This window comes from Streptomyces sp. Y7 (assembly GCF_043195415.1).
Lineage (GTDB): Bacteria > Actinomycetota > Actinomycetes > Streptomycetales > Streptomycetaceae > Streptomyces.
The window spans coordinates 110,991-133,617 of the sequence record NZ_JBIDDQ010000009.1 but is presented as its reverse complement, the minus strand read 5'-3'; the positions used below and the strand labels follow the sequence as shown (position 1 = coordinate 133,617).

Annotated in this window: 17 protein-coding genes; 8 read left to right on the top strand and 9 right to left on the bottom strand. The window is 72.4% G+C overall.

Annotated features, from left to right (window positions below):
* Positions 1-59 precede the first annotated feature (59 nt).
* Positions 60-659, top strand: a complete 600-nt coding sequence (locus ACGFW6_RS23550) for a transcriptional regulator (RefSeq protein ID WP_393513102.1) — start codon at positions 60-62, stop codon at positions 657-659.
* A gap of 63 nt (positions 660-722) precedes the next feature.
* Here ACGFW6_RS23550 and ACGFW6_RS23545 read toward each other — a convergent pair whose 3' ends face one another.
* From ACGFW6_RS23545 to ACGFW6_RS23525, 5 genes are all read right to left on the bottom strand, one after another.
* Positions 723-959 carry a DUF6213 family protein gene (locus ACGFW6_RS23545; protein WP_030054037.1) on the bottom strand — a complete coding sequence of 79 codons (237 nt, stop codon included), beginning with the start codon at positions 957-959 and terminating at the stop codon, positions 723-725.
* A 25-nt stretch (positions 960-984) separates the two neighbouring features.
* Positions 985-2,379, bottom strand: coding sequence for an NADP-dependent succinic semialdehyde dehydrogenase (locus ACGFW6_RS23540; protein ID WP_393513099.1), 1,395 nt, complete (start codon positions 2,377-2,379; stop codon positions 985-987).
* A gap of 76 nt (positions 2,380-2,455) precedes the next feature.
* Positions 2,456-2,929 (bottom strand): NUDIX domain-containing protein, encoded by a 474-nt coding sequence (locus ACGFW6_RS23535; RefSeq protein ID WP_393513096.1) that lies wholly within the window; start codon positions 2,927-2,929, stop codon positions 2,456-2,458.
* Positions 2,926-4,464: an ATP-dependent DNA ligase gene (locus ACGFW6_RS23530; protein ID WP_393513093.1), complete on the bottom strand. Its 1,539-nt coding sequence runs from the start codon at positions 4,462-4,464 to the stop codon at positions 2,926-2,928. Before ACGFW6_RS23530 ends, ACGFW6_RS23535 begins: the two co-directional genes overlap by 4 nt.
* 101 nt (positions 4,465-4,565) lie before the next feature.
* Positions 4,566-5,501, bottom strand: a complete 936-nt coding sequence (locus ACGFW6_RS23525) for an NAD(P)/FAD-dependent oxidoreductase (RefSeq protein WP_393513090.1) — start codon at positions 5,499-5,501, stop codon at positions 4,566-4,568.
* 76 nt (positions 5,502-5,577) lie between these two features.
* Between ACGFW6_RS23525 and ACGFW6_RS23520 the strand changes: the two genes are divergently transcribed.
* The 6 genes from ACGFW6_RS23520 (at position 5,578) to ACGFW6_RS23495 (ending at position 10,853) form a co-directional block, all read left to right on the top strand.
* Positions 5,578-6,150, top strand: coding sequence for a helix-turn-helix domain-containing protein (locus ACGFW6_RS23520; RefSeq protein ID WP_393513087.1), 573 nt, complete (start codon positions 5,578-5,580; stop codon positions 6,148-6,150).
* 104 nt (positions 6,151-6,254) lie between these two features.
* Positions 6,255-7,232, top strand: a complete 978-nt coding sequence (locus ACGFW6_RS23515) for an NADPH:quinone oxidoreductase family protein (protein ID WP_393513084.1) — start codon at positions 6,255-6,257, stop codon at positions 7,230-7,232.
* A complete protein-coding gene (locus tag ACGFW6_RS23510; RefSeq protein ID WP_393513081.1) occupies positions 7,229-8,410 on the top strand; it encodes an acyl-CoA dehydrogenase family protein in 1,182 nt (393 codons plus the stop codon). Before ACGFW6_RS23515 ends, ACGFW6_RS23510 begins: the two co-directional genes overlap by 4 nt.
* On the top strand, positions 8,407-9,483 hold the full coding sequence (locus tag ACGFW6_RS23505; protein WP_393513078.1) for an acyl-CoA dehydrogenase family protein: 1,077 nt from the start codon (positions 8,407-8,409) through the stop codon (positions 9,481-9,483). Before ACGFW6_RS23510 ends, ACGFW6_RS23505 begins: the two co-directional genes overlap by 4 nt.
* Positions 9,484-9,669: 186 nt before the next feature.
* The gene (locus ACGFW6_RS23500; protein WP_393513075.1) at positions 9,670-10,533 is read left to right on the top strand and encodes a phosphatidylinositol-specific phospholipase C/glycerophosphodiester phosphodiesterase family protein; all 864 of its coding nucleotides are present in this window, start codon (positions 9,670-9,672) and stop codon (positions 10,531-10,533) included.
* A 125-nt stretch (positions 10,534-10,658) separates the two neighbouring features.
* Positions 10,659-10,853 carry a hypothetical protein gene (locus ACGFW6_RS23495; RefSeq protein ID WP_107912016.1) on the top strand — a complete coding sequence of 65 codons (195 nt, stop codon included), beginning with the start codon at positions 10,659-10,661 and terminating at the stop codon, positions 10,851-10,853.
* 15 nt (positions 10,854-10,868) lie between these two features.
* On the opposite strand, the gene ACGFW6_RS23490 is transcribed toward ACGFW6_RS23495, so the two are convergent.
* On the bottom strand, positions 10,869-12,107 hold the full coding sequence (locus ACGFW6_RS23490; protein ID WP_393513071.1) for a phosphodiester glycosidase family protein: 1,239 nt from the start codon (positions 12,105-12,107) through the stop codon (positions 10,869-10,871).
* Positions 12,108-12,183: 76 nt separating this feature from the next.
* The gene (locus tag ACGFW6_RS23485; RefSeq protein ID WP_393513068.1) at positions 12,184-12,543 is read right to left on the bottom strand and encodes a DUF779 domain-containing protein; all 360 of its coding nucleotides are present in this window, start codon (positions 12,541-12,543) and stop codon (positions 12,184-12,186) included.
* An 87-nt stretch (positions 12,544-12,630) separates the two neighbouring features.
* On the opposite strand from ACGFW6_RS23485, the gene ACGFW6_RS23480 reads away from it, so the two are divergent.
* Positions 12,631-15,768 carry an ATP-binding protein gene (locus tag ACGFW6_RS23480; RefSeq protein ID WP_393513065.1) on the top strand — a complete coding sequence of 1,046 codons (3,138 nt, stop codon included), beginning with the start codon at positions 12,631-12,633 and terminating at the stop codon, positions 15,766-15,768.
* Positions 15,769-15,778: 10 nt separating this feature from the next.
* Here ACGFW6_RS23480 and ACGFW6_RS23475 read toward each other — a convergent pair whose 3' ends face one another.
* On the bottom strand, positions 15,779-17,005 hold the full coding sequence (locus ACGFW6_RS23475; RefSeq protein ID WP_393513062.1) for a cytochrome P450: 1,227 nt from the start codon (positions 17,003-17,005) through the stop codon (positions 15,779-15,781).
* Between the two features lie 185 nt (positions 17,006-17,190).
* Entirely contained in the window at positions 17,191-22,434 is a 5,244-nt protein-coding gene (locus tag ACGFW6_RS23470) for a family 43 glycosylhydrolase (protein ID WP_393513059.1), read from the bottom strand.
* Positions 22,435-22,627 lie beyond the last annotated feature (193 nt).

Here is a 22,627-nt window from a genome sequence, read left to right as displayed (position 1 = left end):
CGCGCGGTTCCCCGCGCCCCTGGGGGTGTCGACCGCAGCCGAGTCGATGGAGGACGTCGATGACGGACAACCCGCTGGTGCCGCTGATCGCCCGGGGAGAGGCCGATCTCGGCACCCTGGCCGCGCTCGCGCTCGAACAGAGCCGGGTGATCCCCGCGGACCGTCTCGCCTTCCTCCATCTGGCCCAACGGGCCATGCCCGACGCTCCCGAGTCCGCCGCCTTCTTCACCTTCCTGGCCGAGGGGGAGGTGCTGGCGGGGCAGCGCCTGGGGGCGTTCGCGGCGGCGTGCGGTGTGACGGAGACGCGGTCGGCGGCCTACGCACCCCTCCCGGGCTGCCAGGGATACCCCGCCTACGTGGCCTGGCTGGCCCTGAACGCCGCACCGGCCGAGGCCGTTTTCGCGCTGACGGCCAACTTCGCGGCCTGGGGCGGCTACTGCGCCACGATCGCCGAGGCCCTGCGCCGCCACTACGGCTTCACGGACGAGGCCTGCGCCTTCTTCGACTTCTTCGCGGAACCGTCCCCGGAACTGGACCGGCTGGCCCGGGCGGCCCTGGAGGCGGGAGAACCGGACGAGTCCCGGGCTCGCGGGTATGCGCGTTTGCTTCAGTCCTATGAGGAACAGTTCTGGTCATCGCTGCGCGGCCCCACGTCCTAGGGGCGCGGGGAACTGCGCGACCGACCCCCCCACGAACCCGCACCCGGCCCCGAGCGGCCCCCCTTACGGAGTAGTCCCGCTGCTGTGCGCGATGCACGCCACGTCGATCCGGTCGGCCAGCTTCGCCAGCTCGATGGTCAGCGCGGCCACCGTGTCCTCGTCGAGCCCGTCCTCCCCGGCCTCGACAAGGTGCAGCCACCGACCACCCACCGTACGCAGCAGCTTGCTCACATCGGCGGCAGCAACCTGCAGGGTCCCCCGGTCGTCGACGATCAGCGGCAGAGTAACTTCGCGGTTCACACCCGGGATCGTAGCTGCGCGGTGCTCACGCGCCCTGCCAAACCGTAGTGATGTTGCAGAACTCGCGGATTCCGTGCCCGGACAGCTCACGCCCGAATCCGGACCTCTTCACTCCGCCGAACGGGAACGCCGGATGGGACGCCGTCATCCCGTTGACGTACACACTTCCGGCCTCCAGGTCACGTACGAACCGGTCGACCTCGGTCTCGTCACGGGTCCACACGTTCGAACTCAGTCCGAAGGGGGAGTCGTTCGCGATCAGCACGGCCTCGTCCAGGTCGCTCGCCCGGTACAGCGTGGCGACCGGGCCGAACGCCTCCTCGCGGTGGATCCGCATCTCGCGGGTGATCTCGGCGAGGACCGTGGGCGGGTAGTACCAGCCGGGCAGCTCGGGCCGGCGCAGCCGGTGGCCGCCGCACAGCACGGCCGCCCCGCTGCGCCTGGCGTCGTCGACCAGTTCCTCCAGGTCCGCGCGTCCCTGCTCGCTGGAGAGTGGACCGACCTCCGTCTCGTCCAGCATCGGGTCGCCGACCACCAGCGCCTTCATTCCCTCGACGAAGCGCTCGGCGAAGGCGTCGTACACGTCCGTGTGCACGATGAACCGCTTGGCGGCGATGCAGGACTGCCCGTTGTTCTGCACCCGCGCCGTCACGGCGATCTGCGCGGCGCGGTCGATGTCGGCGGACGGCATGACCACGTAGGGGTCGCTGCCGCCCAGCTCCAGCACCGTCTTCTTGATCATCTCGCCGGCGGTGGAGGCGACCGCGCGGCCCGCGGGCTCGCTGCCGGTCAGCGTCGCCGCCCGGACACGCTCGTCGCGCAGGACGTCGTCGACCTGGCCGGAGCCGATCAGCAGGGTCTGGAAACAGCCCTCGGTGTAGCCCGCGCGGTGGAACAGGTCCTCGATGTAGAGGGCGGTCTGGGGGACGTTCGAGGCGTGCTTCAGCAGCCCCACATTGCCCGCCATCAGCGCCGGCGCCGCGAAGCGCATCACCTGCCAGAGCGGGAAATTCCACGGCATCACCGCGAGGACCGGCCCCAGCGGGCGGTAGCGCACCCGTACGCGCGAGGCGCCCGAGTCCTTCACGTCGGAGTCGGCCGGCTCCTCGTCCGCGAGCAGGCCCTCGGCGCGTTCGGCGTACCAGCGCATCGCCTTGGCGCACTTGGCGGCCTCCGCGCGGGCCTGCTTGATGGGCTTGCCCATCTCGGTGGTCATCACCCGGGCGATGTCCTCCCGGTCGGCGTCCAGGAGGTTCGCGGCCTGGATCAGCAGGCGTGAGCGGTCGACGAAGGTCGAGGTCCGGTACGTGCGGAACGTGGCCTCGGCGAGCTGGAGCCTGCGCTCGATCTCCTCCTCGCCCATGGGCTCGTACGTCTTGAGCGTCTCGCCGTTCGCCGGGTTGACCGTCGCGATGGGCATGACCGACCTCCTGGGAGCGTGCTGGTGCTTCGACCTTCCCGCGCCGCGGTGGGTACCGCAACGCGTGTACGGCTGCCTAGGCCGAGTGCTCCGCCAGCCGGTCGAGAAACGCGGCCTGTGCCGTGACGACGACCTCGCGCGCCCGGTCGAGGTCCAGCCACTGCACCCGGTCCAGCTCCGGGAACTCCTGGGTGCGGCCCGAGCGCGGAGGCCACTCCATCCGGAACGTGCCGGGGACGACCGTCGCCGGGTCGAGGTCGGCCTCGACGGCCCAAACCGTGACGATCTTGCCGCCCTTCTGTCTGACCTCGCCCAGTGGCAGGGCCTCCCCGTCGGGCGGCGGCAGCCCCAGCTCCTCCTGGAACTCCCGGCGGGCCGCGTCCCAGGCGGGCTCGTCGGGCTCGTACTCGCCCTTGGGGACCGTCCACGCGCCGGCCTCGCGCCCGGCGAAGAAGGGGCCGCCCATGTGGCCGAGCAACACCTCCAGGCCGCCCTCGGTGCGGCGGAAGAGCAGCAGGCCGGCACTGCGCCGCTCGCGGGACGGGGTCACGGCCGCACCTCCGGGTGGGCGGCGAGCAGGGTCTCGACCGTGTCGGCCTCCTGCGGCCGCTTGTCCTCGCGGTAGCGGACCACCCGGGCGAAGCGCAGGGTTACGCCGGCCGGGTAGCGGGTGGAGCGCTGCAGGCCGTCGTAGGCGATCTCCACGACCAGCTCCGGGCGTACGGTCACGACCCAGTCGTCGCTTCGGACGGCCAGCTCCTGGAGCCGCTCGGTCTGCCAGGTCAGCATCGCGTCCGTCATGCCCTTGAAGGTCTTGCCGAGCATGGCGAAGCCGCCGTCCGCCGTGCGCGCCCCCAGGTGGAGGTTGGAGAGCTTGCCGGTTCTGCGGCCGTGGCCCCACTCGGCGGCGAGCACCACCAGGTCGAGGGTGTGCACGGGCTTGACCTTCAGCCAGGAGGCGCCGCGCCGGCCGGCGCTGTAGGGGGCGTCGAGGGCCTTGACGACGACGCCCTCGTGGCCGCGCCCGAGGGTCTCGGTGAGGAATTCCTCGGCCCGCGGGAGGTCCTCGGGTCCGGACACCAGCGCGCGGCGCACCCGCATCGGCTCGGGGACCAGGCGGGCCAGCTCCGCGTGCCGCTCGGTGAACGGCAGGTCGAGCAGGTCGTGTCCGTCGACGGACAGGGCGTCGAAGAAGACGGGGGAGACGGGGATGTCCTCGGCCGCCTTCGCCACGTCCGTCCGGGAGCCGACGCGGCCGGCGGTCTCCTGGAAGGAGCGGGGGCGGCCGGTGTCGTCGAAGGCGATGACCTCGCCGTCCAGGATGAAGCGCTCACCCTTCAACTCCAGCGCGGCGGCGGTCACTTCGGGCAGGCGGTCGGTGATGTCGTCGAGAGTGCGGGTGTACAGCCGCACCGAGTCGCCGTCGCGGTGGACCTGGACGCGGATGCCGTCCAGCTTCTCCTCGACCGCGCAGGTGCCGAGCTTGCCGATCGCCTCGGACACCGAGGACGCGGTGTGCGCCAGCATCGGCAGGACGGGGCGGCCGACGGTGAGCCGGAAGCGTTCCAGTGACGGAGGTCCGTCCGCGAGCAGCGCCCGGGCGACTTCCTGGAGGGAGCCGGCGAGCATGACGGCGCGGCGTACGTCCGCCGGTGGTGCCTCCGTCGCCTGGGCCAGGCCCTCCACCGCCACGGCGTCCAGCGCGCCCTGTCGTACCTCGCCGGTGATCAGGCCGAACAGGAAGCGTTGCTCGTCCTCGGTCGCGGAGCCCATCAACTCAGCCACCAGCCGGGCTCGTTCGGCCTGCGAGCCGGTGCCGGACACCTTGCCGAGTTCGGTGAGCCGGGCGTCCACCTCGCGGACGGTGAGCGTCGGCTCGGCGGCCGGTGGGACCGGGCGGCTCAGCACCTTCCAGCCGATGCCGAGCCGGCCCTGCGGGAGGCGGCCCGCCAGATACGGGATGACGATCGGCGCGTCGTCCGCCTCGGCGTCCCGGAAGAGCTCGGCCAGCAGAGCGATCTTCCGGGAGCGCGCCGAGGTCGCGGAGACCTCCTGGGACACACGGGCGAGCCGGGTCAGCAGCATGCAGCCATGGTGCGATGCGCTCCGCCGGTTTTCACCCCGACGAACGGGTCGTGTTTCGGCTGCGGCGACGTCGTGGCTCGTCGCGCAGTTCCCCGCGCCCCTTACAGGGCCGCGTCCAGGTCCGCCATCAGCAGCTCCCCGTTGATGAAGGCCCCCGCCCGGTAGCCGCCCGCCGCCGCGTTGATGACCTGCTCCGCGTAGCCCATGGCGTTGCCGGCCGCCCAGACGCCCGGTACGGAGGTCAGTCCCGTCGGGTCGACCACCGGGTACGCGCCGAAGGGGGTGTCCTGGAAGTCGGCGCCGAGCTTCTGCAGGAGGCCGGTCTGGGGTAGCGCGCGCGGTGCCGTGAAGACGACCTCACGCGCGTGCACCGTGCCGTCCGCGAGACGCACACCCGTCAGCCGGTCGTCCTCGATCACCAGCGCGGCCACCGCACCCGGGACCACCTTCACGCCGGCCGCCGCGAGCCTGCGCAGATCGTCGTCCGAGAGATCGGCCTCGGCGACCTCGTGCAGGAAGAAGGTCACGTCCTTGGACCACTGCGACACCATCAGCGCCTGGTGGACGCTCAGCGGAGTGGTCGCCAGCACACCGAAGGCCCGGTCGCGGACCTCCCAGCCGTGGCAGTACGGGCAGTGCAGCACGTCGTTGCCGAAACGCTCGGCGACGCCGGGCACGTCGGGCAGCTCGTCCTTGAGGCCGGTGGCGACGACCAGCCGGCGGGCCCGGACATGGCGCCCGCTCGCCAGCGCCACGGTGAAGTCGTCGTCGCGCGTGACGTCCACCGCTCGGTCACGGACCAGTTCCACGCCGTACCGTGCGATCTCCTCCCGCCCCACGGCCAGGAAATCGGCGGGTGACATGCCGTCGCGGGAGAGATAGCCCTGCATATGGGCGGCGGGCGCGTTGCGTGGCTCGCCGGCGTCGACGACCAGGGTCCGGCGCCGGGCGCGGCCCAGGACCAGGGCTGCGGAAAGGCCGGCCGCGCCGCCTCCGACGACTACGACCTCGTAAGGCTCGGTGTGCTTCTCGGTCATGGTGAACACCTCCACCACGACAGTCGCCCCGAAGCACGGGATTGACAAATCAACTTGCCGATTCTGCAATACAGAGATGAGTACCGACGACGTTCTCGCCGAAGTGGGGCCACGCCTCAGGAGGCTGCGCAAGGACCGGGACGTGACGCTCGCCGCGCTGTCCGAGACGACCGGCATCTCGGTGAGCACCCTGTCCCGGCTGGAGTCCGGGCTGCGCAAGCCCAGCCTGGAGCTGCTGCTGCCGATCGCGCAGGCCCACCAGGTGCCGCTGGACGAGCTGGTCGGCGCCCCACCGGTCGACGATCCGCGGGTGCGCTCCAAGCCGATCGAGCAGCACGGCCGCACCTTCTGGCCGCTCACCCGGCAGCCGGGCGGGCTCCAGGCGTTCAAGATCCTCGCGCCCCCGCGCAACGAGGAACCGGAACAGCGGACCCACGAGGGCTACGAGTGGCTGTACGTGCTGTCCGGGCGGCTGCGGCTCGTGCTGGGCGAGCACGACCTGGTGCTGGAGCCTGGGGAGGCGGCCGAGTTCGACACCCGGGTGCCGCATTGGTTCGGGTCGACGGGGGAGGGGCCGGTGGAGTGCCTGAGCCTGTTCGGGCCGCAGGGCGAACGCATGCACGTGCGGGCGCGTCCCCGGAAGGCGTGACGGACGCGACTGTTCCCCGGCGGACTGTTCCCTGATCGGCAAGCGACCGCTTAGTATGCGAACCGACCCCGGTCAGACGAAGCAGTCCCCCGTGGAGGCCCCGCATGCAGGCATGGCAAGTGCACGAGAACGGCGAGCCGAGCGAGGTGATGCGTCTCGACGAGATCGAGACGCCCACGCCCGGCGACGGCCAGGTCCTGCTGAAGGTGCGCGCCGCGAACATCAACTTCCCGGACGCGCTGCTGTGCCGGGGGCACTACCAGGTCCGCCCGCCGCTGCCGTTCACGCCCGGCGTGGAGATCTGCGGCGAGACCGAGGACGGGCGCCGCGTCATCGCCAACCCGGCCCTGCCGCACGGCGGCTTCGCCGAGTACGCCGTCGCGGACGCCGCCGCGGTCCTGCCCGCCCCCGAGTCGCTGGACGACGCCGAGGCCGCCGCCCTGCACATCGGCTACCAGACCGGCTGGTTCGGCCTGCACCGCCGGGCCCGCCTGGAAGCCGGGGAGACGCTGCTCGTCCACGCTGCCGCAGGAGGGGTCGGCAGCGCGGCCGTGCAGCTCGGCAAGGCCGCCGGCGCGCGGGTCATCGGGGTCGTGGGCGGCGCCGACAAGGCGGCCGTGGCGCGGGACCTGGGCTGCGACGTCGTGGTCGACCGGCGCTCCGAGGACGTCATCGGAGCCGTGAAGGAAGCCACCGGCGGCCGCGGCGCCGACGTCATCTACGACCCCGTCGGCGGCGAGGCGTACGACCAGTCCGCCAAGGTCGTCGCCTTCGAGGGCCGGATCGTGGTCGTCGGCTTCGCGAGCGGTCGGATCCCCAGCCCGGCGCTCAACCACGCCCTGGTGAAGAACTACGCGATCCTCGGCCTGCACTGGGGCCTGTACAACACCAAGAACCCGAAGCTGATCATGCACTGCCACGAGCAGCTCACCGAGCTGGCCGCCCGCGGTGCCATCAAGCCGCTGGTGAGCGAGCGCGTCCCGCTGGGCGGGGCCGCCGCCGCCGTGCAGCGGGTCGCCGACGGCGTCACCACGGGCCGCGTCGCCGTGCTCCCGGGACTCACCGAAGGAGGAGCGGCATGACCGACGCCGCCGAACTGCGCCGCCGTACGGCCGAGTTGCTGGCCGCGCACCCGCCGGCCACCACCGACCGCCTGGACTTCCTGCGCGCCCGCTTCGACGCCGGACTCGCCTGGGTGCACTACCCCGAAGGACTCGGCGGTCTCGGCGCGCCCCGCTCCCTGCAGGCCGTCGTGGACGCCGAACTGGAGGCCGCCGGCGCCCCCGACAACGAGCCGCGACGCATCGGCATCGGCCTCGGCATGGCCGCCCCGACGATCCTCAAGTACGGCACCGAGGAGCAGAAGCAGCGCTATCTGCGGCCCCTGTGGACCGGCGAGGAGGTCTGGTGCCAGCTCTTCAGCGAGCCCGGCGCCGGATCCGACCTCGCGGCGCTCGGCACGCGTGCCGTCCGGGAGGGCGACAGCTGGGTCGTCAACGGGCAGAAGGTGTGGACGTCCAGCGCCCACATCGCCCGCTGGGCCATCCTCATCGCCCGCACCGACCCGGACGTGCCCAAGCACGCCGGCATCACGTACTTCCTGTGCGACATGACCGACCCCGGGGTCGAGGTCCGGCCGCTGCGCCAGATCACCGGCGAGGCCGAGTTCAACGAGGTGTTCCTGACCGACGTCCGCATCCCGGACTCCCGCCGCCTCGGCGAGATCGGCGACGGCTGGAAGGTCGCCCAGACCACGCTGAACAACGAGCGCGTCGCCATCGGCGGCATGCGGCTGCCCCGCGAGGGCGGCATGATCGGCCCCGTCGCGAAGACCTGGCGCGAACGGCCCGAACTGCGCACCCACGACCTGCACCAGCGGCTGCTGAAGCTCTGGGTCGAGTCCGAGGTCTCCCGCCTCACCGCCGAGCGGCTGCGCCAGCAGCTCGTCGCCGGCCAGCCCGGCCCCGAGGGCGCCGGCATGAAGCTCGCCTTCGCCCGCCTCAACCAGGAGATCAGCGGCCTGGAGGTCGAACTGCGCGGCGAGGAGGGCCTGCTGTACGACGACTGGACCATGCGCCGCCCGGAGCTCGTGGACTTCACCGGCCGCGACGCCGGCTACCGCTACCTGCGCTCCAAGGGCAACAGCATCGAGGGCGGGACCAGCGAGGTCCTGCTGAACATCGTCGCCGAACGCGTCCTCGGCCTGCCCGCCGAGCCGCGCACCGACAAGGACGTCGCCTGGAAGGACCTGTCCCGATGACCGACCTGCTGTACTCGGAGGAGGAAGAGGCGCTGCGGGCCGCCGTACGGGACCTGCTGACCGACCACTGCGACGCGCCCGGCGTCATCGCGCGCACCGAGTCGGAGACCCCGCACCACCTGGAGGCGTGGAAGGCGCTCGCCGACGGCATGGGCCTGGCCGGGCTCCTGGTCCCGGAGGACCGCGGCGGACAGGGCGCCACGCACCGCGAAGCCGCCGTCGTCCTGGAGGAACTGGGGCGCGCGGTCGCCCCCGTGCCCTACCTGACGAGCGCCGTGGTCGCGACCGAGGCACTGCTGGCCTGTGACGCCGAGGGCGGCCTGCTCGCCGAGCTCGCGTCCGGGCGGCGCATCGGCGCCCTCGCCGTCGCGCTGAACGTCGCCCCCGGCGGCGCCTACCAGGTCGTACGGCACGAGGACGGCGCCCTGCACGGGGAGTTGACCGGCATCGCGGACGCGGGCGTCGCCGATGTGCTGCTGGTGCCCGCGGACGACGGCGGGCTGTACGCCGTGGACACCGCCGCCGCGACCGTCACCCCGCAGCCCTCCCTGGACCTGACGCGGCCCGTCGCCACGGTCACCCTGGACGGCGCGCCGGGCCGACTGCTGGGCGACGCCGAGCCCGCCGTACGACGCGCCCTGCGTGCCGGCGCCGGACTGCTCGCCTCCGAGCAACTCGGCCTCGCCGAATGGACGTTGACCGAGACGGTCCGCTACCTGAAGGAACGCAAGCAGTTCAACCGTCCCGTCGGCGGCTTCCAGGCCCTCAAGCACCGGCTCGCCCAGCTGTGGCTGGAGGTCGTCAACCTGCGCGCCGCCGCACGCAACGCCGCCGACGCGCTCGCGACCGGCGAGGACGTCGACCTGGCGGTCGCCGTCGCGCAGGCGTACGCGGCGCCCGTCGCCGTGCACGCCGCCGAGGAGGCCCTCCAACTGCACGCCGGTATCGGGATGACCTGGGAACACCCCGTGCATCTGTACCTGAAGCGGGCCAAGGCCGACTCGATCGCCTACGGCACCGCCGGCGCCCACCGCGCGGCCGTGGCCGAAATGGTGGACCTCCGAGCCCCCTGACGTACACCTGGACAAAGCCCGCGAGAAGCCCGCCCCACCTGGGGCGGGCTTTTTCGTGCGCCCGATACGGAGGAAGTGAACGAGGGACGGCAGTCCGGCCAACTCCCCGCAAGGGCACTGCTGTTCGGGCCGTTCGGAATCGCATACTCGCAGCGGTTCCATCCGACCCTGTCAGGGAGGCAGAGCATGGCCCTCACCACCCGTCGCAGAGCCCTCACCACCCTCGGCGCCGCCCTCGCGGGCGCCCTCGCCCTGCCCGCCGCCCCGGCGCTGGCGGGCGAACGGGGGCACGGCCCGCGCCCGTTGTGGCGGGCCCACGCCCACAACGACTACGAGCACCCGCGTCCCCTCCTCGACGCCCTCGACCACCGCTTCGGCAGCCTCGAGGCCGACATCTACCTCGTGGGCGACCAGCTCCTCGTCGCCCACGACCCCGAGGACCTCGACCCCACCCGCACCCTGGAGTCCCTCTACCTCGACCCGCTGGCCGCCCGTGTCAAGGCCAACCACGGCTCCGTGTACCGGGGGCACCGGGGGCCGATCCAGCTGCTCATCGACATCAAGACCGAGGGCTCCTCGACGTACCTCGAACTCGACCGGCACCTGGCGCGCTACAAGCACCTGTTCACGACCTACGCCCACGGCCGGGTGTTCCGGGGTCCCGTCACCGCCGTGATCTCCGGCGACCGTGCCGCCCGCGCGCCGATGGAGGCGCAGAAGCTGCGCCGCGCTTTCTACGACGGCCGCCTCGCCGACCTCGGCACCTCCGCGCCCGCCTCCTTCGTCCCGCTGATCAGCGACAACTGGACGCTGAACTTCACCTGGCTCGGCGTGGGCGCCTTCCCGGACGCCGAGCGGCGCAAGCTGCGCGGCATCGTCCAGGCGGCGCACTCCCGGGGGCAGAAGGTCCGCTTCTGGGCCACCCCGGACGTGGCGGGCCCCGCGCGCGACGCGCTGTGGGGCGAGCTGCTCGCCGCCGACGTCGACTTCCTCAACACCGACGACCTCGCCGGTCTCGAGGCGTTCCTCGACGCCCACCGGACGGTCTAGCGGCGCCTCGCGGAACACCACTCGTTCGGCCTACAGGTCAGCCGCCCGGACGAACCCTCCGCTACGCCACACTTGCCGCCGAACGCCGTGAACCGGGCAAGGCGGCGTGGCGGAGGAGGTTGACGATGGCCATTTCCATCTCTGTGGTGCTGCTGCTGTTCATCCTGGCGGTGATCTTCGTACGCAACGGCGGGCTGAAGATCACCCATGCGCTGGTGTGCCTGCTGCTCGGCTTCTACCTGGCCAGCACGAGCATGGCGCCGACCATCAACAGCGGCCTGACGGCCACGGCGGACATCGTGAGCAGTCTCAGACCGTGACCGTCGGCGGCGCCGTCAGGAAGCCGAGAAGACCCCGATGCCATTGGGGACGGGACGCTCCCTGCCGTCGGACGGGTGGTTGCGCACCGACACCGCCGCCGCTCCCGGCTCGCGCGCGACCAGCGTCGAGGAGCCGCCGCCGTCCAGGCTGAACGCGTCGTCCGAGCCCAGGTCGCGCATCACGGAGGCGACCTCCGCGATGGTCAGGCCGGTGCGGTACTCGGGGGCGCCGTCCAGTGCGAGCAGCACCAGGCGCCGGCCACGGTCCGCGATGCCGACCGCGGTCCGTACCGCCGAGGTCCGGTTGTCCAGGCCGGGCAGGGGCTGCCCGTCGTCGAGCACCGGATAGCCGCCGAGGGCGAAGCTGTACGGGATCCGGGACCCGGACGCCACCAGGCGGTGCCGCACCGACACCGGTTCGCCCGTGAAGAACTTCCGCAACTGCTGCGCGCCCGCCTCCCGGCCCACCAGCACGGTGGTGCCCGGGGCGATCGCACCGCTGCCGGGGGTGTCCGCGGCGGACACCACGCGGCCGTGACGGACCGTCACCTCGTAGGTGTCCGTGCTGCACGGGGCCGCCCGGTCGGTGTCCGTGCCGCAGGTGGCGCGCACCCGGGAGACGCTGCCCCACTTGGACGTGAACGCCCCGATGGTGCCCACCGGCAGCGCGTACTGGTTGAGCCCGCCCAGCGGCAGGCGGCCCTCGGGGGTGCGGATCGAGCCCGACAGGCTCAGTCCGTCCAGCCGGGCCCGCCGGTCCACGCCCACGCCGAACACGTCCTCGGTGCTCGTGCCGGGCGGCAGCGCGGGACCGAAGCGCTGGCCGTTGGGCACCGCCGCCTTCAGGGCCCGGCCGCGCGCGATCACCGGCCCCACGCTCGCGCCGGTCGCCTCGACGCCGGGGTGCTGGGTCTCGCTGATGTTGAAGAAGTCGCCGTTCACGCCCGCCACGGCGCCCTGCGCGGTCGCCTGCTGCGAGACGGTGGCCCGCGCCGCGGCCGCACCCGGGTACAGCAGGTCGAGCCGGACGCGCGGATCACGGAGGTCGACCGTGATGACGTGGGCGTGCGCCGTGCCCTTGGCCGCCGGGATGTCGAACTCGTCGTAGCCGACACCCGGCGCGATCAAAGTGGCCTGCTGCGCGGCGCCGGCCGGTGCCGCCCCCACCAGGGCCGCGCCGGCCAGCGCACCGAGTGCCGTGAACAGAGTGAGTGCCGCTCTCGCTGATCCGAATCGTCTCTGACGAAGCGTCACAAAGGCCCCCTGAGGTCTCGTCAAATGTCGCAGGACTCAGGGGAAGTGCACCAGACCGCGATGGCCGGCCGGGGATCTAGGAGCCGACTACGCGAGAACGGGTGAGGAAACGCACCCCCTCGGGTGCCTCCAGGGAGAAGCCGCTGCCCCGCCCCTCGACCACGTCGACGATCAGCCGGGTGTGGCTCCACACCTCGTACTGACTGCGCGACATCCAGAACGTCACGGGCTCCACCACCCCCTCGACGTGCAGCTCCGCGAGCAGGACGTCCGAGTCGCCCGTGCGGAACTCGCCCTCCGGGTAGCACATGGGCGCGCTGCCGTCGCAGCAGCCGCCCGACTGGTGGAACATCAGCGGGCCGTGTGTGGCGCGCAGTCGGCGCAGCAGCTCGGCGGCCGCGGGGGTGAGTTCGACACGCGGGGTCTCCTCATACATGGGAGCAAGGGCAGCACGGCCGACGTTGCGAGAGGGTTGCACCCTTCCGACCCCCTGCTCACCACCCGTTCTGACTAACCTGCACGGGTGACCATCGAGTTGACGCTGCTGACGTCCGTCGCCCACCGGGGCAAGGAGATCACCGCGCCCCGGCTGCGCGGCCTGCTCGCGCTGCTGGCCGGCGAGCCGCGGGTCGGATGCGGCACCGGACGGCTCGTGGCCGGGCTGTGGCCCGACGAGCAGCCGGAGAACCCGACCAAGGCGCTGCAGGTCCTGGTCTCCCGGGCCCGGTCCCTGCTCGGCGGCGACGTCATCGCCGGCACCCCCACCGGCTATCGCATCGCCCTGCGCGAGGACCAGGTCGACGCCTGGGCCGTGCAGCTGCATGTCGCCGCGAGCACGGAGAAGGCGAGGGCCGGCGACCATCACGGCGCGGTCGCCGAGGCCGAGGCCGGTCTCGCGCTGTGGGACGCCAATCCCGCGGAAGGCGGATCCCTCGATGACCCCGTGGCGGGGCTGCGGCGCGAACTCGCCGCCGCACACGCGGCGTTGACCCGGCTGCGGGCGCTCTCGCTGGCCCGTGCCGGGCGCCGGGAGGAGGCGGTGGGCCCGCTCGCCGAGCTGGTGGACGCACACCCGCTGGACGAGGAACAGCTGCTGGAACTGATGCGTTGTCAGACGGCCACCGCCGGAGCGGCCGCGGCACTGGCGGCGTACGACAGCCACCGGCGCCGCCTGCGCGAGGAGCTCGGCACGGACCCGGGCCCCGCCCTGCAGGAGCTGCATCAGGAACTGCTGCGCGGGCAGGCGCCCGCCGTGCGGCGCGGGGTGCCGCACGAGCCGAACCCGCTGCTCGGGCGGGAGGCCGACATCGCCACCGTGACCCGGCTGGTCCACAGCTCCCGGGTCACCTCGATCGTCGGTCCGGGCGGGCTCGGCAAGACCCGCCTGGCCGCCGCCGTCGCCCGGGACGCCGAGCACCGGGTCGTGCACCTGGTGCCGCTCGCGGGGGTCGGCAGCGACGCGGACGTGGCCGCCGAGGTCGCCTCCGCGCTCGGCGCGGCGGGCGACGCCGGGCCGCTCGCCGGCATCGTCGGCGCCCTCGGCCCCGGGCCCGCGCTGCTCGTCCTGGACAACTGCGAGCAGGTCGTCTCCGGCGTCGCCGACCTGGTGCGGGCCCTGGTGTCCATGACCCGGCACGTCCGTGTCCTCACCACCAGCCGCGCCCCGCTCGGGCTGTCCTCCGAGGCCGTCCACCCCTTGCCCGAGCTGGACCCGCGCACCACCGTCGAACTGTTCGAACAGCGGGCCCGCGCCGCCCGGCCGGACGCCGAGCTCCCCGCCGGCGCCGTCGCCGCCCTGTGCCGCCGCCTCGACGGACTGCCCCTGGCCATCGAACTCGCCGCCGCCCGGGTACGCGTGCTGTCGGTCGCCGAGATCGCGCGCCGGCTGGAGGACCGGTTCGCCCTGCTGCGCGGCGGACCGCGGGACGCACCCCGGCGGCACCGCACCCTGCACGCCGTCGTCGACTGGAGCTGGAACCTCCTCGAACCCGACGGCCGGGCCGCCCTGCGCGCCCTGTCCGTCCTGCCCGGCGGCTTCACCACCGAGGCCGCCGAACACCTGGTCGGCGGCCAGGACGTGCCGGATGTGCTGGACGTCCTGGAAAACCTCGTCGACCAGTCCCTGCTCAAGGTCACCGACACCACGCACGGCACACGCTTCAGGATGCTGGAGACGGTTCGGGAGTTCGCCGCCGCGCACCGGGAGCGGGCCGGGGAGGAGGAGACGGTCGGGGACCGGTACACCGGATGGGCGCGGGAGTTCGGGATCACGCATCACGACGCGCCGTTCGGCTCCGACCCGGTGGCCTCCTGGCAGCTCATCCGCGCCGAGCAGGACAACCTGGTGCAGGCGCTGCGGCTCGCGCTCGCCCGCGACGACGCCGACACGGTCGCCGCCGTGGCCGCCGTACTGAGCTCCCTGTGGACCACCGAGGCCGACTACACGCGGCTGATGGCGCTGGCCGACGACACCGCCCCACTGCTCTCCCGCCACCGGCCCGCTCCCGCGTACGTCGAGCCGACCCGTACCGCCCTCACCCTGATGACGGCCACTCTCTTCCTCGCCCACGGAACCGGCGCCGCGCGCCCGCTGGCCGGCCTGCGCCGGCTTCCCGCCGCCCCGCCCGACACCCTGGTCAGGGCCGCGTCGACGGTGCTGTGCGTACTGCCGGAGGTGCTCGTGTCCGGTGACCGCAAGCCGCTGGAGGAGTTCCGCGCCGGCGACGAGCCACTGCTCGCGGGTGCCGCCAACTGCGTGGCGAGCTATGTGTGGGACAGCGAGCACGACCCGGAACGCGCCCTGGAGGCCGCCCGCGGCATGCTCGACGCCTTCGCGGACCGGGATGTCCCCCTGCTGCGGTACTGGCCGCGGGCCCGGATCGGCGAGCTCTGCCTGCGCATGGAGCGCGGCGCGGAGGCGATCGGCCCCATGGAGAGCGCGATGGCCGAGCTGGCGCACTTCGCCGAGGGACAGGACCGGGTCGGACTGAGCTGGGGGCTGATGCTCGCCCACCTCCAGACCGGCGACCTCGAAGCGGCCGAGCACTGGCTGGAACACGCGCTGCGGCACCAGCCCGAAGGCATGACACCGGACGCCTACGCCCCCGACCTGGGCGCCCGCGCCGAGATCGCCCTCGCCCGGGGCGACACCGTCACCGGCCTCGGCCTCTGGCGCAGGGCCGTCGCCCGCATGGAGCGCGGCGCCCGTCCCGGTGCAGGCGGCGAAGCCCTGCTGGCGGACTGGCGGCTGGAGTTGCAGGCCGTCGCCCTGACCGCCCACGCCCGGCACGGCCGTACCGACCTCGTGGCACCCCTGGCCGCCGCGCTGCCCGAGCGTCTGGTGTCCCTGCTGACCCGGCACCCGAACGCCGCGCACGCCACGACGGCCGCCCTCCCGGTCCAGGGCACGCTGCTGCTGGCGCTCGGCATCACCGACCTCGGCGGCGAGGACTCCGCGCGCGGGGCGCGGCTCGTGGCGCTGGCCGAGCGCTTCCACTGCCTGCGCAACTTCCAGCCGACGATGTCCTCGGCCCGCGCCCGGCAGGACGCACAGAAGGCCGATCGGACGGCGTACGCGGACGCGGTGTCCGAGTACGCCGCCCTCGGCCCCGACGCGCTGCGCGAGGCCGCGCTCGCCCTGCTCGGGCAGCGGACCGGCTGAAGCCGGAACGTCAGAGCCGTACCGGGAGGCTCAGCAGGTGGAAGCCGTCGCCGGGCCAGTGGCCGAAGCGGACGTCGGCCCGGTCCACGGCCAGTGCCGGGGACGGCCGCCGCACGAGGAGTTCGTCGAGGACGACGCCCGTCACCAGCCGGCCCAGGGCCGCTCCGATGCAGTAGTGCGGGCCGTGTCCGAAGGCGAGATGGCCGTCGCCGCGCCCGAACTCCCTGCTGATGTCCAGCCGTTCCGGCTCCTCGTACGCGGCGGGGTCGTGGTCGGCGCCGAACAGCGCGACCGTCAGGGCCTCCCCCTTGCGCAGGAAGGAACCGGCGAACTCGAAGTCCTCGGTGGCGTACAGCGTGGCGCCGATGCGCACCAGCGTGACGAACCTGAGGAGTTCGGGCACCGCGCGGGAGAGCAGCTCGGGCTCGTCGCGCAGTCGCCGCAGCTGTTCCGGGTGGTCGAGCAGGGCGAGCAGGCCGTGGGCGAGGAACAGGGCGGGCGGGGTGATGCCGGTGTTGATGAGCAGGAAGAAGACGGTCACGATCTCGTCGTCGTTCATCCCGCCGTCGGCGAGCAGGGCGGAGACCAGGTCGTCGGTGGGCTCGGCGCGGCGGCGGGCCACCAGGTCCTTGGTGTACTCCACGATGCCGGCCAGTCCCTCGGCGATCCTGCTGCCGTCGCCGTAGGCGAAGTCCCGGATCCATGCGCACACCCGGTCCTGGTCGGCGGGGTCCACGCCGACCAGCTCGCAGATCACGGCCGTGCTGAGCGGGTAGGCGAACTCGCCCAGCAGGTCGGCCCGTTCTCCTTCGGCGAGGGCGGCGATCAGCTCCCGGGCGGTCTTCTCCACGAAGGGGCGCAGCGCGGACACACGGCGGGCGGTGAAGGCGCGGGTGAGAGGGTTGCGGCGCCGGGTGTGCTCGTCGCCGTCGAACAGCGCCAGGTGCCCGGACAGATACGGGAGGTACTCCGGCGGGAAGCCCTCGATGCCCTGGGCCAGCAACTCGGCCTGCGGGTCGGGCATGTCGGAGCCGCCGGGGACGGCGGAGCGGTCCCGGATCAGCCGCGGCTCGGTGAGCGCGGCCCGCGCGTCCTCGTACCGGGTGACGAGCCGCACGGGGGTGTCCAGCCCCGGCAGCACCGCGTGCCCCAGACCGGCGCGCGAGCGCAGGTCGGCGTAACCGCGGACGGGGTCCTCGATGAGTTCGGGGGTCAGCTGGAGGGGGGCGGCGTCCATGGGTTGTGCCTCTCTGGCTCCGGGTCGTCGGAATGACCAGAGCGTGCGGGAGGCCGCCTTCGGCGCGGTTTCAGGGCGGTTTCAACGGGACCGGGGGACGCGAGGCAGCTGCCGTTCTCCCGGCTCACGGCCGCGCCCTGAGCCGGGCCGAGGTGCCGGCGTCGGCTCAGGGCAGGGGAAGGCCGCTAGCGTCGGCCGTCGCCGACGGTGACGAAGCCCGCGAGCCGCGCGCCGGTGAGGTTGTCGTAGACGACGTCACCGGTGGACTTCCGCCAGATCCTGATCCGGAAGGTGTCCGGAGCGTCGGTCGCGGTGACCCGGAAGCCGTAGCCGCCGTCGCCGTTCAGGGTGCCGCTGCCCTGGTAGACGGCCCGCGACCCGCTGACGACCAGCCAGTCGGAGCCGGTGGAGCGGAACTTCAGCCCGGCTCGGCCGAGTGTGAAGTCCGCCTTGCCGGTGGGGACCGTGGCGCCCTTCGGGTAGCCGGCGGCGAAGGAGAGGACGGCCTTGCCGGTCAGGTCCGGCTGGGCCGGGAACGCGCCGGCGGGCGAGGTGAACACGCCGGTCCCGAGCGCCGGGCCCGCCGCGCGGTCGTAGACGATCAGCTCGGGGAGGGTCGTGCTGTCCGAGACGCCGTCGTCGTCCTCGACCGTGACCACCGGGCGGTGGATGCCGGCCTCGGTGTAGGTGTGCGCGGACCGGCAGGTGGTGCCGCTCACCGTGCCTCCGCGAGGGCGCGTGCCGTCCTTCCAGTCGACCCGGCAGGTGTGGGTGTCGCCGGTGCCGGGATCGCTGAACTCGGCCGTGACCACCGTCCGCGCGCCGACCGACACGGGGGACGCCGGCCCGCGCACGGCGGTGATCACCGGTGCCGCGCCGGCGACTTCGACGGTGGCCGAGTCACTGCTGCGTCCGCCGGTCAGCGTGACCGTGTAGGTGCCGTCGTCCGTGCAGGTGAGGGTGGTCCTCGCCGACCCGGCGTCGGAGAACGAGCAGGGTGCGCCCGCCTCGACGGTCCACCGCGGGCCTCCCGCACCGGAGAGGGTGCCGTTGAGCGCGATCCGGTCGCCCTCCCGGCCCGAGGCGTCCGGGCCGGCGTGCACGACGGTGACCGGATCGACGCCGGTCAGGGTGGGCACGACCTTCCGGATCAGTCCGTCGGAGCCGAACTCCAGTTTGTCCACGGTCGTTTCGCGATGGGTGCCGTCACCGCCGGGGAGCGCGAAGCGGTGGTAGGCGATGTACCAGTCGTCGGTGCCCGGTACCTGGACGATCGAGTGGTGGCCGGGCCCCTTGATCCCGAGGGAGAGGTCCTTCTCCAGGATCACACCCCGCTCGGTCCACGGGCCGGTGGGGGAGGGGCCGGTGGCGTAGGCGACACGGTAGTCGGGGTCGCGGGTGTCGTTCTCCGACCACGTGAAGTAGTAGGTGCCCTGGCGTTTGATGACGAAGCTGCCCTCGTTGTAGCCGCCGGGCGTGATGTCCTTCGCCTTCGTGAGGTCGAGCGAGGTCATGTCGTCGTTCAGCGGAGCCACGTAGGCGCGGCCGTTGCCCCAGTAGAGGTACGACTGGCCGTCGTCGTCCGTGAACACGGCCGGGTCGATCATCTGGCCGCTGAACCGGCCCGCCTCCACCAGCGGTTGCCCCAGGGCGTCCGCGAACGGGCCGGTCGGCGAGTCCGACACCGCGACACCGATGTTGGCGTCGGCGCAGAAGTAGAAGAAGTACGTCCCGTCCTTCTCGGCGATCGTCGGCGCCCACGCCCTGCTGTCCGCCCAGGAGACGTCCGGACCCAGGTCGAGAATGACGCCGTGGTCCGTCCAGTGCACCAGGTCGGTGGAGGAGTACGCCTTGAACTGCGTGCCGCTCCAGCCCTCGAAGCCGTCGGTCGTCGGGTACAGGTAGAAGGTGTCGCCGAAGCGGACGATGTTCGGGTCGGCGTTGAGACCCGGCAGGACCGGGCTCTTCATGACGAGCGCCGACACCGTCCAGGTGCGCCTCCTGCCGTCCGACCCGGTCACCTCGTACGTCACCGGCTCGCTGAAGTCGTGCACGCTGCCGGAGGCGGGACTGATCGTCGCGCCGCGGGCGAGAGTGAACTCCGGCGCCAGCGAGGTGAGATCGGTGCCCTCGGTGAGAGGCAGCGTGACCTTGTCGCCGGCGTCGTCGACGATCGCGTCGACCTTCAGGTCCGGGTGCGTGGCCTTGGCGATGCCCGCGGTGTTGCCGCCGAGCTCCATGACCTCGGAGGCCGACAGGGCGCGGTCGTAGATCCGGAAGTCGTCGACCTCGCCGCCGAAGTAGGGGTCGGCGGAGTACAGGGAGCGGCCGATGTAGCCGCTGTAGTCCTTGTCCGCGTCGTACAGGTCCGACGGCCTGATGGTGGTCGTGGTGCGGGCCGCCTCGATGCCGTCGACGTAGAGGACCATCGTGCCGGTCGACCCGTCGAGGGTGACGGTGACGTGCTCCCACTCGCCCGGTGTGAGCCCTGTGCCGCCGGTCAGCTTGGACTCCGCCGGCCAACTCGCCTTGGTGATGGCGGAGTAGAGCGCGGAGGCGCCGTTGGAGGGGGTCGCGAACAGGTACTTGTCGCTGTCGGGGCCGAGTCCGAACAGCCACTGGAAGCTGCTGCCGCCCTTCCACTTCGCGTAGGTCGAGACGGTGACGCTGTCGGCGTTCCTCAGTACCCCGCCGGGGATCTTCACGTACGGCGAGTCGGTCGCGCCGGTCATGGAGAACGAGCCGCCGTGCACACCGGTGCCGAACGCGGGTGTACGGGCGTAGGTGCCGTGGTGGCCGTGACCGCTGGTGTCACGGGCGACGGTGCCGCCGGTCTCGTCGAAGTCGTACGCCACCAGCAGGTCGGCCGGGACGTCCGGGCCCTCCTCGGAGACGGTGACCTCGGCCTGGACCGGGATCGCGGCGCCGTCGGGCAGGGTGCCGGTGACCGTGAAGACACCGGCCCGCGCGTACGCCGACTCCGGCACGTCCTCCCAGTCGACGGAGACGGGGCGCTCGACGCCGTCGGCGTACTCGGCGATCACGGTGGCCGGCAGGACGGGGGCCTCACCGATCCTGGTCGTCACCGAGACGTCCTCGACGCTCCGCACGAGCTGGTCGGGCTGGTAGGCGCGCAGCAGCCGGTCGTACTCGGCCTGCGTGACCGGCAGCACCGTGCCGTGGCGCGGCTCGGACGGCAGGTCGTAGTCGGTGGACGGTGTCCAGACCCCGGAGTCGAGGTCCGTCGTCTCGAAGGGGAGGTAGCCGCGCCCGCCGAACTCGTCGAGGAACGCGTACCACTTGTCCTCGGTGTTGGACTTGAAGACCAGTGGGCCCTCGGCGGCGTTCATCGCGCCCTTGCCGATGCCCTCCGCGACGGCCGTCCAGGACGGGCCGAGGATCGAGTCGCTCTTCTCCTCGAAGATGAACTTGCTGTTGGGTGTGGAGGAGGTGTTGTTCCGCTCGTCCTTCGACAGGCGGTAGTAGGTGCCGTCGTGGTGGATCATCGTGGAGTCGATGACCGAGTAGCCGCGGTCGATCCACACCTGGGGCTCGCTGAAGGTGTGGAAGTCGCGGGTGGTCGCGTACATCATGCGGTTGTACGTGTCGCCCGAGTGCGCCTCGTCGTCGTACAGCTTCGACGCCCAGAAGACCACGTACGCGCCGAGCTCGGCGTCGTAGAACGCCTCCGGCGCCCAGGTGTTGCCGGCGCTGTCGGGGGAGACCTTCACCAAGCGCTGGTTCGTCCAGTGCACCAGGTCGGTGGACTCCCAGACCATGATGGACCTGCTGCCGCTGCGCTGGGCGGCGTCCCAGTCGCCGTTGCCGTAGATCCTCAGGTCGGTGGCGATCTGGTAGAACTTGTCGCCCTCGGGGGAGCGGATGATGAACGGGTCGCGCAGGCCCTTCTCGCCGAGCGTGGAGGTCAGGACGGGCTTGCCGTCGTTCAACTCCCGCCATTTCAGCGGGTCGTTGCCCTTGCTGAGCGCGGCGTGGAGCTGCTCGCCGTCGGCCGTTCCCTCGCCGGTGAAGTAGCTGAACATGTAGCCCTTGAGGGCTTCCCGCTGCGGGAGTTCGGGGACCCTCGCGGTGAAGGTGCGGGTCGTCGTCGCGGCGCCCTTGGCGACGGTGGCCGTCAGTTCGACGGTGGTGGCGCCGGCGCCGTGCGCGGGGCGGTGGACCCGGCCGTCGGCGGAGACGACGTCCGGCTCGGCGGAGGACCAGGTGACGTCGGTGCCGTGGGCGCCGGTCGCCGGGAGGGTGAGGTTCCCGCGGACGTCGTCGAGATGGTGGACCTCCAGGGTCTCCGCGGCCCGTTCGGTGGAGGTCTCGTCGTCGAACGCGGGGACCACGGTGACCTCGAAGGTCTTGGTGTCGGTCACGCTGCCCTTTCTCAAGGTGGCCGTGAGTGTGGCGCGCGCCTCGGGCCGGCCGGCGGCGGGGCGGGTCACCTCGCCGGTGTCGGACACGACGGCGGGGTCGTCGCTGGCCCAGCCGATGAGGGAGCCGCCGGCCGGGCCGGTCCGCGGCAGGTCCAGGTCGGCGACGACCGCGCCGGTGTCACCGAGGCTCAGCGCGGCCTTGTCGTCGGCGACGCCCTGCGTGGCCACGGGCAGGGCGAGCTGCCCGACCTCGGCTGCGGCGAGCGCGCGGTCGTAGACCCGGAAGTCGCGGATGCGGCCCTTGAAGAGCTTGTCACCGGAGTAGAGCGACCTGCCGATGTAGTTGGCGGTGGTGCTGCCGGAACCGATGGCGCCGGGTGTGATCGTGACGGCCGTGTTGCGGCCGACCTCGACGCCGTCCTCGTACAGGACGGCCGTGCCGCCGGTCTGGGTGTAGGTGAGGTGCTTCCAGACCGCGCGCGTCAGGTGGTGGGAGTCGGCGGGCTTCGTGGTCTGCTCGGTCGACCAGTTGCCGGTCGCGATCGACGTCCGCAGCGAGTTGCCGGTGGTGAAGAGGTAGCCGTTGCCGTTGCCGCCGCTGGAGTTGCCGAAGCCGTAGATGAAGTACGGCGTGCTCTGCGCGGAGTCGACCATCACGTCCAGCGCGACGGAGACCGAGTCCATGCCCTTCAGCACGTCGTCCGGCATCCTGAGGTAGGTGTCGGTCCCGTTGAAGGCGAGCCCCTGCCCGGCGTCCGACCAGTCGGCCGCACCGCTGACGGTCGCGTCCCGGCCGTGGCCGGAGACGTCGGCGACGGTGTCGCCGGAGGCGCCGTCGAGCCGGTAGCGGAGGGCGAGTCCGTCGGTGATGTCGGTGGCGCCGGCCGACTCGGCCGACCTGACCTCCCCGGCGGTGTCGGCCGCCTCGGCGGCCTGCGCCGGGAGGGCGGGCGCGGCGAGCCCCAGCAGCAACGACGCGACGGTCGGCCCGGCGAGTCGGCCCGCCAGACGTCTCGCGCGGACACGGACGCGTGCGATGTACGGCATGTCGAGTTCCCTGCTGACGCATGGCGGGGCCTCGGCCATGGGCACCCTGCCGTTTCGGCTGTGTGACGTCGTGTTGCGAGAGTGTCAAACGGGGTGTGGCACAGCGTCAAGGGTTTTCGAACAATGTCCGACAGGTCGAACGAGAACCTCTGTTGCCTCGGCCCGGCGGGGAAGAGACCCTCCACGGAGGGGA